The sequence below is a fragment of the Marinobacter koreensis genome, assembly GCF_023156285.1.
Classification (GTDB): domain Bacteria; phylum Pseudomonadota; class Gammaproteobacteria; order Pseudomonadales; family Oleiphilaceae; genus Marinobacter; species Marinobacter koreensis.
Window position 1 is genome coordinate 618,231 of the sequence record NZ_JAKZAJ010000002.1, and the last position, 15,924, is coordinate 634,154.

Genomic DNA, 15,924 nt, shown 5'->3' on the forward strand with positions numbered 1-15,924 from the left:
AACCGGCCATGCTATTTACCAATACAGAAACTGGAGAAAATTTTACCAAGCAGCTCATCCGGTGTCAGGTGACCGGTGATTTCACCCAGCGCATCCTGGGCGCTGCGAAGGTCCTCTGCCAGCAATTCTCCTGCGCCAAATCCCTCCAGTTGCGCCTGCCCCTGACGGAGCGAGTCCTGCGCCCGTTCCAGTGCATCCAGATGGCGGCGCCGGGCCAGGAAGCCACCTTCGGTGGTGGTGACAAACCCCATACACTGCTTCAGGTGATCCCTGAGAACCTCCAGCCCCTCGGCCGATTTGGCCGCCAGGCGAATCACCGGTGCGGCCTGGTGGGGTTCGGAAGCAATGCCCACCGGCTCACCGGAGAGGTCGACCTTGTTGCGAATGACGGTAATTGGCGCCCCCACGGGCAGGCGATCGATGAAATCCGGCCAGATATCATGGGGTTCGGTCTTGTCCGTGGTAGTCGCATCCACCATCAGGAGGATGCGGTCGGCACCGCGGATTTCATCCCAGGCCCGGGCGATCCCGATCTGCTCCACCTCATCGGGACTGTCCCGCAGACCGGCGGTATCAATGATGTGCAACGGCATGCCATCAATGTGAATATGTTCCCTGAGGACATCGCGGGTAGTGCCCTCAATGGCTGTGACAATGGCAGCCTCACGACCGGCCAGGGCATTGAGAAGGCTGGATTTTCCAGCATTGGGCCGACCTGCGATCACCACTTTCATACCGTCCCGCAGAATGGTGCCCTGCTGGGCTTCCTGGAGGATCGTTCCAACCTGTTCAATCAGATCCTTCAGGTCTGCCGCGACTTTGCCATCGGCGAGAAAATCGATCTCTTCCTCTGGAAAATCGATCGCCGCTTCCACGTAGATCCGGAGATGCGTCACAGCTTCAACCAACGCATCAATCCGACGGGAGAACACACCCTGCATCGATCGTACCGCACACCGGGCGGCCTGCTCCGAACTGCTCTCGATCAGATCGGCAATAGCCTCGGCCTGCGCCAGGTCCAGTTTGTCGTTCAGGAACGCCCGCTCGGAAAATTCCCCGGGGCGGGCGAGGCGGGCACCCAGGCTGCACACTTCCCGAAGCAGGAGGTCAAGAATGACGGTGCCACCGTGGCCCTGTAACTCGAACACGTCCTCGCCGGTAAAGGAGTGCGGGTTCGGGAAAAACAGCCCGATGCCCTCGTCAATCAGTGCGCCCCGGGAATCCTGGAAGGGACCGTAGTGGGCATAGCGGGGACGGGGCTGGAAACCAAGCATGGTTTCAGCGATTGCCCGGGCCTCAGGGCCGGACACACGAACGATACCGACGCCGGCCTGGCCCGGAGCGGTGGCAATTGCAGCAATGGTATCGGTGGTGTGTTGCATGGCAGTCGCTTTCCTTTGAAATGACAGAGGCTCCCGGAAGGAGCCTCTGTCGGATCAGCATTCAGGCATGAGCCGGGTCAGCTCTTCCTGGCTGCCGTTTCCGCCTCGATCTTGCGGGTAATGTAGTACTGCTGGGTGATCGACAGAATGTTGTTGGTCAGCCAGTACAGTACCAGACCCGCCGGGAACCACAGGAAGAAGACGGTAAAGACCAGAGGCATCAGCTTCATGATCTTGGCCTGCATCGGATCCGGTGGTGTCGGATTCAGATGGGTCTGCAGGAACATGCTCGCACCCATCAGAATTGGCAGTATGAAATACGGGTCCATCTGTGACAGATCGTGGATCCACAGGATGAACGGTGCATGTCGCAACTGAACACTCTCAAACAGTACCCAGTACAGGGAGATGAAGACCGGCATCTGCACGAGGATCGGGAGGCAGCCGCCCAGCGGATTGATTTTTTCCCGCTTGTAGAGCGCCATCATCTCCTGCGACATTCGCTGACGATCGTCGCCGTAGAGCTCCTTCAGGCGGGTAAGCTGAGGTGCCACTGCCCGCATCTTCGCCATTGACCGGTAACTGGTGGCGGACAGATGGAAGAACAGCGCCTTGACACAGACCGTCAGGAGAATGATTGATACGCCCCAGTTGCCGAGCAGGCCATGGAACCACTGGAGGACGTAGAAAAGCGGCAGGGAGATAAAGAACAGCCAGCCGAAATCAACGGTACGGTCGAGGTTCGGAGCAACGGTCTCAAGACGGTCGATGATTTTGGGCCCGACATAGATATTGCCACCGACCTCGGCGGTTTCTCCAGGCGCGACTTCGGTTGCCGGGTAAACAAAGCCCATGACATTCAGATTGCCACGATGCGTGCTCTGGAACTGGGCAGGAACGTCTTTCGTCGGAATCCAGGCGCTCAGGAAGTAATGCTGGAGAAACGCCATCCAGCCGCCATTGACCGTTCGATTGATCTTGGTGTCCTTCAGATCGTCGAGGCTGTGCTTTTCATAGGGATCTTCCGGCGAGCTGAGCACCAGTCCCAGAAACGAGCGAATCCCCATGCTGGTCTGTGCGGTGGGATCCGGAGACTGATCGCGAACGATCTTGCCGGTGAAGTTCGCTTTCCAGGGCTGGTCGGTGGTGTTGTCAATCAGGTACCGAACACCGATTTCGTAGCTGTCCCGCTGGAACTGATAGCGCTTGGTGATTTTGACGCCATTGTCGGCTACGAATGTAAGGTCGACCGTCAGTTGATCGGTACCGTCCTCGAGCTGGTAGCTGGTGGCCCGGCTCTGGTAGACCGGGGCTTGGCCATTACGCTGGCTGTCCGGTCCGTCCTGGCCAATCAGACCACTTTCCAGAACGTAGGTACGCTCCTGGGTATTGTTCAGAAGCTTCAGCGACGCTTTGCTGTTCAGGGACTTGGAGTAGTTGAGCAGGGAAGCCTGAACCAGGTTGCCACTCACGCGATCGATTTTGAGGTCATAAACGTCGGTGCGAACGGTGATGTAACGGTTTTCAACCTGATTGCCATCAGTTGCAGCCGGTGCGTTGGACTGATGGGTTTCCGGCGTGGTCAGTTCTTCGCCGGTTGCCGTGCCCGAATTGTCCCCGGGCAGCTGCATGCCGTCGGTACCACTGTGCGAAGCAGAACCGTCTGCTTGTGACACCTGTGCCGTTTCGGTCGGCTGGGGCGCCTGGTGATAATCCTCGTTCCAGGCCAGCACCATCAGATAACTGACAATCGCCAGGCCGGCAAACAATACAATGCGTTTAATATCCATAGGATTACTGTCTGGTCTGGGGGGTTTGAGTGAAACGCTCAGTGCCTGGAACCGGATCGTAGCCGCCTTCACTCCAGGGATGACACCTGCCCAGACGCCGGACAGTCAGATAGGAGCCTTTCAGTGCTCCGTGATGACTGATGGCCTCAACGGCGTATTGCGAACAGGTGGGATAATGGCGGCAGTGACTCGCCATCATGGGACTGATTGCGTACTGATAGAAGCGAATGGGCAGAAGCAATAATTTGCGCATTACCCTGTTCCTCTACCGGCAGGCTGTGACTCAGCTGCACGGGATGGCGATGATTGGTGGTACTTTTTTTTCAGGCGGCGCCAGAGATCATTCAGGATGCTCTGGAGGGTCGGATTATCGAGAGAGGCCAGTCCCTGTCTTCCAAGGAGCACAATATCCACGCCTGGGAGGTCGTTCTGGTGTCTGAACGTCTCCCTGACCTGCCGTTTGACCCGATTTCTCTGGACCGCAAGTTTGAGGTTCCGTTTTGAGAACACCAAACCGACCCTGGCATGACCGAGATCATTCGGTGTAGCCAGGATCAGAAAGTTCCGGTGCGGAACCTTCAGCTTAACGTCGTCGAAGACTTTGCTGTAATCCGCAGGCCGTAACAGACGGTGTGATTTCGGAAAACCCAAAGCCTTCATCAGGCGAACAGGGCTTACGCGGACAGACGTGCGCGACCCTTGGCACGGCGACGGGACAGCACCTTCCGGCCGTTGGCAGTGGCCATACGGGCACGGAAACCGTGGACGCGCTTACGCTTCAGGACGCTCGGTTGAAACGTTCTTTTCATGGTGACGATCTCACAATTCAAAGTTGGGAATTCAGTAACTGGCTGGAAAATGTACAGCCAAAACAGGAGCGGCATTCTATGCAACTGGCGGGGAAAATTCAATGGTTATTGGCAGTGTCGGGTCGGATTTTGTCGGTGTTGGCGTGGATCGCTCGACACTAACAAATTCAATAAGTCTTTTATGAATTCTTTAAGGATTTATTATTACTGTTATTAGGCCCGACCTTTTCTGTGGAAAACCGGATTTTAGTCCGATTAATCAATAACGTGTACCGTTGACAAGGGTTTTGAAAAGACCGCGTGAGCCCTGTGGACGAAGGCCTTACGAAATGTGGGAAAGTGGCGATCGTATCTGAATCCTGAGTTGTCCACGGATCCGTCCCGCGGTTTCACACAGGCTTGAAGGCGGTCTGTACACACAGGGGTGTGGGTAACTCATCGAGAAAGAATTTCCTGTACACAAGGCTGTCAGTAAGTCTGTAACGTTATGGTTTTAAAATAAATAAATTTCCACAGGCTGTTCATGACTCCGGATTCGGGCTTTCACTGCCAGGCCGGCTCGGGGTAGAATCCGAGGTCTTCTCTTGCTGCCGGAGCGTCGTTGTCCGGTACTAAGACTTTTCAGTGAATTCGGGAGTGGGCGGTCGTGCCGAACAGCGTGTGGCATCAATGTCTTGACGTACTCCGGGACGAGTTTCCCGCACAGCAGTTCAACACCTGGTTGCGTCCCTTGCAGTCGGATCACCGTGACGGGCAGCTGGTGTTGTTCGCCCCAAACCGGTTTGTCATGGACTGGGTGAACGAGAAATACCTGAGACGGATCGAGGAAGTACTGAAAGATCTGAACGGGGGTCAGGCGCCACGGGTCAATATGAAGGTCGGGTCCGCTCCCCGGGAAGAAGCGCCGGTGAGTCGTTCGCGCGATCCCCGGCCATCGACAGGAAGCCTTCGGGACGAGACGGGTGGCCAGGTCACGGAGGAAGAAAAAGGCGTTGCCGCAACGGTGGCGGGCAACTCAACGGTTCGCCCCAAAAGCGGAGGCGATCGCAGGGAGGTTCAGGTTGAGGGAGATATCAAGCATCAGAGCTTCCTGAACGAAGGCTTCACCTTTGAAACGTTCGTCGAGGGTAAATCGAACCAGCTGGCGCGGGCCGCGTCCATGCAGGTGGCGGAAAATCCCGGCGGGGCCTACAACCCTCTGTTTCTCTATGGTGGTGTCGGCCTGGGTAAGACGCACCTTATGCATGCGATCGGCAATGAAATTGTCCGGCGCAATCCCCGTGCGAAGGTGGCGTACCTGCGATCCGAGCGTTTCGTGGCCGATATGGTCAAGGCGCTGCAACTGAACGCGATCAATGAATTCAAGCGGTACTACCGGTCGGTGGATGCGTTGCTGATCGATGATATCCAGTTCTTCGCCCGCAAGGAGCGGTCCCAGGAAGAATTTTTCCACACCTTCAACGCGCTGCTGGAGGGTGGTCAACAGGTCATCGTTACCTGTGACCGGTTCCCGAAAGAGATTTCCGATATGGAGGAACGGCTCAAGTCACGTTTCGGCTGGGGGCTGACGGTGATGGTGGAGCCGCCGGAGCTGGAAACCCGGGTCGCCATCCTGATGAAAAAGGCGGAACAGGCGAATGTGAAGCTCAGCAGCGAAGCGGCGTTCTTCATCGCCCAGAAAATCCGGTCCAATGTTCGTGAGCTAGAAGGAGCGCTACGTCTGGTGATAGCGAATGCTCACTTCACAGGGTCTGAAATTACCCCCTCGTTTATCCGGGAAAGTCTCAAGGATCTTCTGGCACTGCACGAAAAGCAGGTGAGCATCGACAACATTCAGAGAACCGTGGCGGAATACTACAAGATCAAGGTTGCCGATCTGCTGTCCAAGCGCCGTACCCGTACTGTTACGAGGCCGAGACAGGTCGCGATGTCGTTGTCCAAGGAGCTGACCAACCACAGCCTGCCGGAAATCGGTGACGCCTTCGGTGGCCGGGACCATACGACGGTTCTCCATGCCTGCAAGAAGATTTTGGAGTTGCAGGAGACCGATCCGGGCATCCGAGAGGATTATCAGAATTTTATGAGACTGCTGACCACCTGATGCGGGGCGTTGGCTGCTACATTCATCCTTCCAATCCACAGATAGAAGAAAGCTGAGTGCCATGAAACTGACGATCAGCCGTGAATCCCTGCTCACGCCTCTGCAAAGCATTGCCGGGGTGGTTGAGAAAAAACAGACAATGCCCGTGCTGTCCAACGTATTGTTGGTGGCCGAGGACAACACACTGACCATGACCGGTACCAATATGGAAGTCGAGCTGGTCGGTCGGGTCACCCCGGTCCACGTGGATCAACCGGGGCGCATTACCGTGCCTGCCCGAAAGCTCGCGGATATCTGTCGGGCCCTGGGTGACGAGGCACCGATCGAGCTCTCGGTAGAGGGAGACCGGATGCACCTGCGGTCCGGGAACAGTCATTTCACCCTGTCCACGCTGCCCGCCGAACATTTTCCCAATGTGGAAGACGAAGACGAGAGTTTCCGGCTTGAGCTGCCGCAAAAGGAACTGGGCCGGATGCTCGATGCCACGGCTTTTGCGATGGCCCAGCAGGATGTCCGTTATTATCTGAACGGTCTGCTTCTGGAAGTATCGTCCGATCACGTTCGCACAGTGGCCACAGACGGGCACCGTCTGGCAATGGCACACCTGGAACTGGCGACCAACTGTCCCGAGCTTCGGCAGGTGATTGTGCCGCGGAAAGGGGTACTGGAGCTCGCCCGCCTGTTGGACGATGTCGAAACGCCGGTAACGCTGGTGATCGGGGACAATCACCTTCGGGCGACGGTGGGTGCCTACACCTTTACCTCGAAGCTGATCGAAGGCAAATTCCCGGACTACAACCGGGTTATCCCCCGTGGTGGCGACAAGGTGGTTCTGGCAGATCGGGCAACGCTGAAGAACACCCTGCAGCGTGCGGGCATTCTGTCGCACGAAAATATCCGGGGGGTGCGGCTGAACCTGTCGCCTAACCAGCTGGAAGTGTTTGCCAACAACCCGGACCAGGAACAGGCCGAAGACGCGCTCCCGGTGGAGTATCAGGGCGAATCACTGCAGATCGGGTTTAATGTAGGCTACCTGGTGGATGTGATGAACGCACTGGACGATGACCAGGTGAAGCTGACGCTGTCCAACCCGAACAGCAGTGCGTTGATTGAGTCGGAAAACGATAACCGGTGTCTGTACGTGGTCATGCCGATGCGGCTGTAGCCGATCGGACAGGGACCGGATACGGGAGAGAGAACACCATGGGTACTGTGACGAATGGAATCAAAGGGGCGTTCCGGATTGGCCAGACGTTGTCGGTCCTCGGGCGCACGGGGCTGAACTGGGTCCGGGGTGATCGGCCCCCTGCCCCGCGTTTGCTGCGTCAGACGTTTGAATCGCTCGGCGCTACCTATATCAAGCTGGGTCAATTCATTGCCAGTTCTCCCACCTTTTTTCCCAAGGAATACGTGGAAGAATTCCAGTACTGTCTGGACAGAACCCCGAGCCTGCCTTACGGCGTGATCAAGAAAATCATCCGGGACGAACTCGGTCGGCCGATTGAGTCGGTGTTCTCGGAAATTGATCCCGTGGCGCTGGCGTCCGCGTCGATTGCCCAGGTGCACGCGGCCCGGCTGGTCACCGGGGAAGAAGTGGTGATCAAGGTCCAGAAGCCCGGTGTCGAGAACATTCTTCTGACCGACCTCAATTTCCTGTATCTGTCTTCACGGATTCTGGAAACCCTGGCTCCGAAGCTGTCCTGGACGTCGTTGTCCGGCATTGTTGAGGAAATCCAGCGGACCATGATGGAAGAATGTGATTTCATCAAGGAGGCAAACAACCTCAAGGTATTCCGGGCGTTTCTCCACAATACCCATAATGAAGAAGCCACCTGCCCCCGGGTGTACGAACATTGCAGTACCCGCCGGATTCTGACGATGGAGCGCTTTCACGGCGTTCCGTTGACGGATCTGGAGAGTATCCGGGGCTATGCGCGTGATCCCGAGCATACGCTGATCACTGCAATGAACACCTGGTTTGCCAGCCTGACCCAATGTGAATTTTTCCACGCGGACGTACACGCCGGAAATCTGATGGTACTCAAGGATGGCCGGGTTGGTTTTATCGATTTCGGCATTGTGGGCAGAATCAAACCGGATACCTGGCAGGCGGTCAGTGATTTCATTTCTGCGATCATGGTCGGGAACTTCGAAGGAATGGCCGACGCCATGGTCCGGATCGGCGTGACGCGGCAGACTGTAAAGGTTGGCGATCTTGCCGGTGATTTGCGGCGACTCTATCAGCAGATGGATAAGATGGTGCCGGACCAGGTGCCTTATGAAGCGGAACAGGCCGAGGATGATGTAAACAACATCCTGATGGACATGGTAAAGGTTGGCGAAAGCCATGGTCTGCACTTCCCGAGGGAGTTTGCCCTGTTGCTGAAGCAGTTCCTGTACTTTGACCGTTACGTCCACATCCTCGCCCCTGAAATGGATGTGTTTATGGACGAACGGCTGAACATGCTGCACTGAGGATTCGGTCGCCTTAAACGCACAGGTTTTGTACACTAAGACAGCGCCGGGGAATGGTCCCCGGCGCTGTTTTTCGTTCTGTCCGTTGCCCTCCCCTGGAATGCCAATTTCTGTATGGCTCTTGTAAGACTCCAGACTGAAGATTTCCGAAATCTGTCACCGGATCCGGTGACGTTCTCGCCGTCTTTTAACCTTTTATACGGTGCCAACGGGAGCGGCAAGACCAGTATTCTGGAGGCCATCGGTTATCTTGGTCTTGGTCGTTCCTTTCGGGTAAGTCGACACAAGGCCGTGGTTCGCCACGGGCAGACACGGTTTACGGTTTTCGGTGGACTGGATCGCGGTAACAGTGACGCTGAAGGCTGGCATTCAGAGAGTGCAGGGCTGAGCCACCGCCTCGGGATTGCCCGCGATGTCACGCTCAAAGAAACAGTGTTACGTGTTGACGGCGAGAACGTGCGAAGCCTTTCCCGACTGGCGAAACACCTGCCTGTTTCTGTGATCGATCCCGGCGTTTTCGATATCGTCGCAGGTGGCCCCGGGAAACGAAGACAGTTCCTCGATTGGGCAGTGTTCCACGTGGAACCTTCTTTTGCCTCGATCTGGCAACAGTGTCAGAGAGTCACGTCACAGCGGAATCAGACGCTGAGAAATGGTAGACTGGACGAATCCCTGTTACGTGTCTGGGACAGCCAATATGCGCAGCTCAGTGAACAGTTGAGTGAGCACCGGCAAGACACCTTTGACCAGTTCGCCAGGGCGTTTGAGCGTCTGGTCGATGAAGTCGATGTTCCGTGGACCCGCGGTCTGAAACTGGAATTCTTTCCGGGCTGGGACCGATCACAATCTCTGCCTGAGATTTTGATGAGTCATCGTGAGCAGGAATTTAAAATTGGGCATACGTTGTATGGACCCAACAGAGCGGACATTCGCCTGAAGTTTCAGGGCCGTCCCGTCGCCGAAACATTTTCCCGAGGCCAGCAGAAAACACTGGTGATTTTGATGAAAATCGCGCAGGGCATGGTTCTCAGTGGATTGGGTCGACAGGTCACGTTTTTACTCGACGACATCAACGCCGAACTGGACATGGGCCACCGGGCCATGTTGGCGCAGAAACTTCGGTCGCTCGGCAGCCAGGTCTTCATCACTTCGATTGAACACCCGGCACCAGAGTCTCTCTGGGGAATGGGCGACGTACCGGAATACAGAATGTTCCACGTGGAACATGGCAAATTGACGGAAGAATAAACCGGCTTCGCCGGGCCTGATAATGTCAGGACCCAGGGCGCCTACCGGTCACTACCCTTCAGGAGTCACCGAATGAGTGAACAGAACTACAACTCCTCCAGTATCAAGGTTCTCAAGGGCCTGGATGCGGTGCGTAAGCGGCCCGGCATGTACATCGGCGATACCGATGACGGCACCGGCCTTCATCACATGGTTTTCGAGCTGGTAGATAACTCCATCGACGAAGCGCTCGCGGGCTATTGTTCCGAAATCGGAGTGGTTATTCATCCGGATGAGTCGGTTTCTGTCAGGGATAATGGTCGGGGAATCCCCACAGACCTCCACGAGGAAGAAGGTGTCTCTGCAGCAGAGGTCATCATGACCGTCCTGCACGCGGGAGGTAAATTTGACGACAACACCTACAAGGTGTCCGGTGGTCTGCACGGTGTGGGCGTCTCGGTGGTGAATGCCCTCTCCTCAGTCCTGACCCTGACCATTCGTCGTGATGGCAAGGTCTGGGAACAATCCTATTCCCACGGTGTGCCCAACGCTCCGTTATCCGTCGTCGGTGATACCGACGCCTCCGGTACCAAGGTTCACTTCATTCCCTCGGAAGAAACCTTCTCGAACATCAAATTCCATTACGACATTCTTGCCAAACGTCTGCGTGAACTGGCGTTCCTGAATAGCGGTGTCCGCATTCGCCTCACGGACGAGCGCTCCGGCAAGGAAGAGGTCTTCGAATACGAAGGGGGTCTCCGGGCTTTCGTAGAGCATCTGAACACCAGCAAAACCCCGATCAACCGGGTATTCCATTTTACCCGGGAACGGGAAGACGGGATTGCCGTGGAAGTGGCGATGCAGTGGAACGATGCGTTCCAGGAGAACATCTACTGCTTCACCAATAACATTCCCCAGCGGGATGGCGGTACTCACCTTGCCGGTTTCCGCGCTGCCCTGACCCGCTCCCTGAACAACTACATTGACCACGAGGGCCTGGGTAAAAAGGCCAAAGTGGCGACGTCCGGGGATGATGCGCGGGAAGGCCTGACGGCTATCATCAGCGTCAAGGTGCCGGATCCGAAATTCTCGTCCCAGACCAAGGACAAGCTGGTTTCCTCCGAGGTAAAAACCGCTGTTGAGCAGGAACTCTATCAGGCCTTCAGCGATTTTCTGCAGGAGCAGCCCAACGAAGCCAAACTGATCGTCAACAAGATGATCGAGGCGGCCAGAGCCCGGGAAGCAGCCCGCAAGGCACGGGACATGACCCGTCGGAAAGGCGCCCTGGACATTGCCGGACTCCCCGGCAAGCTCGCCGATTGTCAGGAAAAGGACCCGGCCCTTTCAGAACTGTTCATTGTGGAGGGTGATTCTGCGGGTGGATCGGCCAAGCAGGGTCGTGACCGGAAAACCCAGGCAATCCTGCCCCTCAAGGGTAAGATCCTCAACGTCGAAAAAGCCCGGTTCGACAAGATGCTGTCGTCGGCTGAGGTGGGCACATTGATCACCGCACTGGGGTGCGGTATCGGTCGGGAGGAGTTCAATCCCGACAAACTGCGTTATCACTCGATCATCATCATGACCGATGCCGACGTGGATGGTTCCCACATCCGCACGCTGTTGCTCACCTTCCTGTTCCGCCAGATGCGCGAAATCATCGAGCGCGGTCACGTGTTCATTGCCATGCCGCCGTTGTACAAGGTCAAGCGCGGCAAGCAGGAGCAATACATCAAGGATGAGAAGGCGAAGGAAGCCTACCTCACCCAGAGCGCGCTGGAAGGCGCCCAGTTGTATGTGAACCCCGAGGCTCCGGCCATCAAGGATTCAGCGCTTGAGACCATGGTGAAGGATTATCAGGCGATTATGGCGATGATTGACCGGCTCTCTCGCGCCTACCCGGCCAAGGTTCTGGAGCAGATGTTGCAGAACACCACGCTGAAAGCTGCCGACCTCAAAGACGAAGCGGCCGTTGCCCGGTGGGTTGGCCGCCTCGGCGAAGGTCTGGATCTGGACACCCGGACGGGCACCAAGTACACCTTCTCGGTCGCCCGGGATGAGGAACGGGACCTGTTCCTGCCCAAGGTCACCATCTATGTGCATGGCATTCCCCATGAGCATGTGTTCAGTCACGATTTCTTCGACTCCTCATCCTACGCGGCAATCGCCCGCATGGGAGAGACGCTCGATGGCCTCATTGAAGACGGCGCCTACATCCAGCGGGGCGAACGCAAGCAGGCGGTTCTCTCGTTTGAGGGTGCCCTGGAGTGGCTGATGAAAGAAGCCCAGCGAGGCCTCAATATTCAGCGCTACAAGGGGCTGGGTGAGATGAATCCGGAGCAGCTGTGGGAAACCACCATGGATCCCGAAACCCGTCGGATGATGAAGGTAACGATCGAGGACGCCATTGCGGCGGACCAGATCTTCACCACCCTGATGGGCGACGATGTTGAGCCGCGTCGGGAGTTCATCCAGACCAATGCCCTGGAGGTTACCAACCTCGACGTCTGAGGGTATCCGGGTGTCTAGTCCTGAAATAGGTTTACACCTATTTCTATCGAAACGCCCGGTGCACCGCATCGGGCGTTTTGTATTTTAAGGCCAGATGTGGCCGTCTTGTGTTATAGGTCTGCACGGACTGATCAACCATCTTTTGAGCTTCCGCCAAGTTCTTGGGAAGCACCAGTAAGAACTCTGTTTTTAGTATCCCATTCACCCTCTCGGCCAGCGCATTCTGGTAGCAGTCGTAGCCATCTGTCATCGAACAACGAATACCGTACTTGGCATGAAGTTGCTGATAAGGGGCTGAGCAGTAATGGACGCCCCGATCCGAGTGATGAACCAGCCCTCCAGAGTATTGCCTACCCTTCAACGCTTTTTGCATGGCTTGTATTACGGCCGCCGTATGGAGCGTGTCATGCACGTGGTGGCCCACGATTTTGCGTGAGAAGGCATCCGTAATCAGGCTGAGATAGGCTGAGCCTTGACGTGTCGGCAAATAGGTAATGTCTGCCACCCAGAGCTGCTCGGGCGCGTCTGGCACGATTTGCTCCGGGCCTTTCAGTAGGTTGGGGTGGCAGCGAAAGTGGTGATGGCTGTGCGTAGTCTTATGATAGGCCCGCTTACGAGGAACCAGTTGTCGGTGAGCTCGCAGGAGATCAAATAGTCGGTCCCGGCCTATGTGCAGAGCCTTCGGTTTAAGGAGTGAATGCAGCTTGCGGGTGCCCAGACGGGGCTGGTGCAGGCGCTCTTCCCGTACAAAGTCCAGCACCAAGAGATTGTGAGCCTGACGAGCTGCATCAGCTTTGAAGTGCTGGTAATACGCCTGTCGGGAGAAACCTAGATATCGGCAAGCCCGAGTAACGTTCAGGCCTTGGATCTGCTTTTGCGCGAGGACTTGCCGGACCGCTTTTTTATAACGCGACAGCCATAGTCTTTCTGTAGTACATCCACAACGGATTCAAAGAACTGGGCTTTCTGATTAGCTTCATCCAGCTGCTGTTCCAATTCTTTGATGCGTTGCTCGGGTGTCAGTGGAAGATCCGGCTTGGCCATTGCAGCCCCCTTGCGAGCGAAGAGTAAGGCCATCAGGCTCCAGTCCTGCTGACCATGCTTACGTAACCACGTTAGCACCGTCGAGCTGCCCTGAATACCATATCGTTCCTGGGCTTGACTGTAAGTCATCTCGCCCTTTTCAACCTGGTCCACCACCGCCAATTTAAAGGCCAGGGAATAATCCCTCTGACTCCTCCGCCTCTTCGTATTCATCACACCCTCCGTAATCTCAAGTAGGAAGGTGTAAACCTTATTCAGGACGGGTCAGGGGCACAAAAAAGGGCGGTGGAACTAGGTTCCACCGCCCTTTTTTTCTGCGCCGTTGTTATGACCGGTCGGATTCCTGTTTCCGTTGTTTCGCGGCTTCCTTTTCTCTTTCTTTTTCAAGAAGATGCGGGGCCATCACCTCTTCCAGCGTATAGTCGGTCAGCCGTCGGATCGTCCGCCACAGGTAGTAGAAGATCAGCATCATCATGATCATCGACGGAATGGCGATCATCGGATAGCTGACCAGCGTCATCCGCCCCAGCTCTTCATTGAAGGCCTGGGTCCCGGACGGACTGGTCACGATCCAGCGTGCCAGAACGTAGTTCATGATCGAGGAGAACAGGAAGGTTCCGGAGAACATATAGCTGGCTTTCAGGAGCCGGGCCTCGAATTCGTCCTCACTGCCCCGTTCGCGCAGGGTATGCTGGATCTTGTCCACGTCCAGAACACTGGGGTTATAGAGCAGCGAGCGGACCAGCGGATATTTCGTCCTGGTGGAAAACAGGACGGCCAGGCCGATGACGGCGGGCACGGCCGCTTCCTTGACGGCCAGCCACTGGGCATTGAGTTCGAGCAATCCTATGCCTCCGGTCAGGCCGACACTGATCAGGCCCAGCAAGGCGATGAAGTTCTTCTTGTGATACCGGACCAGTTCAAACAGACCCCAGCCCAGCGGGAAGGCCAGACCAATGATCAGCGCATTGACACTCCCCAGATAGTCATCGCCACTGAGTTTCATCAGGATGACGGACGGAATGACGATACTGACGAGCAGGTCCACCCAGGGGCGGGGTTTGTGGTCGGGGACCGAAGAGGTGGGTTCCGGAGTCATGCAGCTACCTGGTTGGTGAGTAAACGGAAGGGCATTTCCAATACCAAGGTCTGGCAGTATACGACGAATCCGGGATCAATCGAAGACAATGCACCGGGGCGGCAGGTCGCCGGCCCCGGTGTCATTCCCTGTTGAGATCAGGGTCGGGCTGAAACGATCAGGCCCCTGCCTCCTTGAGGCTTTCCTCGACAATGGCCAGCCCCTCTTCGAGGATCTCGTCCTCAATGGTAACCGGCATCAGGAAGCGAAGGGTGTTCCCGTACATGCCGCAACTGAGCAGGATCAAGCCCTTTTCCTTCGCCTTTTTGGTGATCGCTGCCGCAAGTTCGGGTTTGGGTGTGTGGCTGTCTTTGCTTTCCACCAGTTCAAAGGCCGCCATGGGACCCAGGTTCCGAACGTTATCCACATGCTCGAACTGTTCCTGCCACTGGTCAAAGCGCGCCCTCAGTTTCTCTCCCAGACGCTGACTCTTGCCCAGGATATCTTCTTCCTTGAATACATCGAACACGGCCAGGGCTGCTGCACAGGCAGTCGGGCTGCCAGTATAGGTGCCGCCCAGGGAGTTCGGCCCGGACGCATCCATATGCTTGTCAGTGCCGACAATGGCAGAGATGGGCATGCCATCGGCCATGCTCTTGGCCATGGTCATCAGGTCCGGCTCCACACCACTGTGTTCAATGGCGAACATTTTGCCGGTCCGGCCAAACCCGCTCTGGACCTCATCGACGACCATCAGGATGTCGTTTTCGTCGCAGATCTTGCGGATCTCCTTGAGGAAACTGGTGGGAGCTGCGTAGAAACCGCCCTCACCCAGTACCGGTTCGATGACGATGGCGGCGGTGTTCCGGGCAGGAGAGTCCGCCTTCATGGCCATTTTCAGGCCGCGCAGGGCCTCGTCTTCACTGACCCCGTGATAGGGCACCGGATAGGGGGCACGGTAGACTGTGCCGGGCATAGGGCCGAAGTCGGTCTGATACGGTGCGGCCTTACCATTCATGGCCATGGTGTAGAACGTACGGCCGTGGTAACCGCCGTCAAAACAGATAACGTTGGTTTTGCCGGTGGCGGCCCGGGCGATCTTCATGGCGTTTTCCAGGGCCTCGGCACCGGAATTGGCGAGCATGACCTTGGCGTGGCCCCGAACAGGCGCCACGTCGCTCAGCTTTTGCGCCAACTTGACGTAGCCTTCATACGGCATGACGGTCTGGCAGGTATGCATCACCTTGTCCAGCTGCGCCTTTACCGCTTCCACCACTTTCGGATGCCGGTGACCGATGTTCAGAACGCCGATGCCTCCGGCAAAATCGATCATGCGCTTGCCATCCGCGTCCCACAGCTCCGCATTGAGGGCGTGATCGGCAAATTGTTCATTGGGACTTGCCACGCCGGCTGCAACGTAACGTTCTTTCAGTGTCTGCAATTCCTGATTGCTCACTTCGCGATCCTCCTGGTTGGAGTCAGTAGGTTTAGCTACCAGTGTAGGCAGTAC

At 56.5% G+C, this 15,924-nt stretch carries 13 protein-coding genes; 5 read left to right on the plus strand and 8 right to left on the minus strand.

Annotated elements, in window-relative coordinates; translation table 11 throughout:
- Window positions 1-11: 11 nt before the first annotated feature.
- From mnmE to rpmH, 5 genes are all read right to left on the minus strand, one after another.
- On the minus strand, window positions 12-1,382 hold the full coding sequence (mnmE, locus tag MLD04_RS07905; RefSeq protein ID WP_248156631.1) for a tRNA uridine-5-carboxymethylaminomethyl(34) synthesis GTPase MnmE: 1,371 nt from the start codon (window positions 1,380-1,382) through the stop codon (window positions 12-14).
- A 77-nt stretch (window positions 1,383-1,459) separates the two neighbouring features.
- Complete coding sequence (yidC, locus tag MLD04_RS07910; protein WP_248156639.1) at window positions 1,460-3,172, minus strand: membrane protein insertase YidC; 1,713 nt, start codon at window positions 3,170-3,172, stop codon at window positions 1,460-1,462.
- A gap of 4 nt (window positions 3,173-3,176) precedes the next feature.
- On the minus strand, window positions 3,177-3,425 hold the full coding sequence (yidD, locus tag MLD04_RS07915) for a membrane protein insertion efficiency factor YidD (protein ID WP_248156641.1): 249 nt from the start codon (window positions 3,423-3,425) through the stop codon (window positions 3,177-3,179).
- Complete coding sequence (gene rnpA, locus MLD04_RS07920) at window positions 3,425-3,832, minus strand: ribonuclease P protein component (protein WP_008940053.1); 408 nt, start codon at window positions 3,830-3,832, stop codon at window positions 3,425-3,427. Before rnpA ends, yidD begins: the two co-directional genes overlap by 1 nt.
- 14 nt (window positions 3,833-3,846) lie before the next feature.
- Window positions 3,847-3,981 carry a 50S ribosomal protein L34 gene (gene rpmH, locus MLD04_RS07925; RefSeq protein WP_008940054.1) on the minus strand — a complete coding sequence of 45 codons (135 nt, stop codon included), beginning with the start codon at window positions 3,979-3,981 and terminating at the stop codon, window positions 3,847-3,849.
- Window positions 3,982-4,627: 646 nt separating this feature from the next.
- Here rpmH and dnaA point away from each other — a divergent pair.
- The 5 genes from dnaA (at window position 4,628) to gyrB (ending at window position 12,292) form a co-directional block, all read left to right on the plus strand.
- Window positions 4,628-6,082 carry a chromosomal replication initiator protein DnaA gene (dnaA, locus tag MLD04_RS07930; protein ID WP_248156643.1) on the plus strand — a complete coding sequence of 485 codons (1,455 nt, stop codon included), beginning with the start codon at window positions 4,628-4,630 and terminating at the stop codon, window positions 6,080-6,082.
- Window positions 6,083-6,143: 61 nt separating this feature from the next.
- Window positions 6,144-7,247 carry a DNA polymerase III subunit beta gene (dnaN, locus tag MLD04_RS07935; RefSeq protein WP_248156645.1) on the plus strand — a complete coding sequence of 368 codons (1,104 nt, stop codon included), beginning with the start codon at window positions 6,144-6,146 and terminating at the stop codon, window positions 7,245-7,247.
- 38 nt (window positions 7,248-7,285) lie between these two features.
- On the plus strand, window positions 7,286-8,557 hold the full coding sequence (locus tag MLD04_RS07940; protein ID WP_248156647.1) for an ABC1 kinase family protein: 1,272 nt from the start codon (window positions 7,286-7,288) through the stop codon (window positions 8,555-8,557).
- 114 nt (window positions 8,558-8,671) lie between these two features.
- The gene (recF, locus tag MLD04_RS07945; protein WP_248156649.1) at window positions 8,672-9,805 is read left to right on the plus strand and encodes a DNA replication/repair protein RecF; all 1,134 of its coding nucleotides are present in this window, start codon (window positions 8,672-8,674) and stop codon (window positions 9,803-9,805) included.
- A 72-nt stretch (window positions 9,806-9,877) separates the two neighbouring features.
- Window positions 9,878-12,292, plus strand: a complete 2,415-nt coding sequence (gyrB, locus tag MLD04_RS07950) for a DNA topoisomerase (ATP-hydrolyzing) subunit B (RefSeq protein WP_248156651.1) — start codon at window positions 9,878-9,880, stop codon at window positions 12,290-12,292.
- 43 nt (window positions 12,293-12,335) lie between these two features.
- On the opposite strand, the gene MLD04_RS07955 is transcribed toward gyrB, so the two are convergent.
- The 3 genes from MLD04_RS07955 to gabT all read right to left on the minus strand — a co-directional run bounded on the left by MLD04_RS07955 (window position 12,336) and on the right by gabT (window position 15,870).
- Window positions 12,336-13,549, minus strand: a protein-coding gene (locus tag MLD04_RS07955) for an IS3 family transposase (protein ID WP_248156653.1) whose coding sequence is annotated in 2 segments (ribosomal slippage) — window positions 12,336-13,198 and window positions 13,198-13,549 — 1,215 coding nt in all. Because the reading frame shifts where the segments join, the coding sequence is not laid out codon by codon here.
- A 112-nt stretch (window positions 13,550-13,661) separates the two neighbouring features.
- Window positions 13,662-14,435 carry a VC0807 family protein gene (locus MLD04_RS07960; protein WP_248156655.1) on the minus strand — a complete coding sequence of 258 codons (774 nt, stop codon included), beginning with the start codon at window positions 14,433-14,435 and terminating at the stop codon, window positions 13,662-13,664.
- Between the two features lie 157 nt (window positions 14,436-14,592).
- A complete protein-coding gene (gene gabT / locus MLD04_RS07965) occupies window positions 14,593-15,870 on the minus strand; it encodes a 4-aminobutyrate--2-oxoglutarate transaminase (protein WP_248156657.1) in 1,278 nt (425 codons plus the stop codon).
- Between the last annotated feature and the right edge of the window lie 54 nt (window positions 15,871-15,924).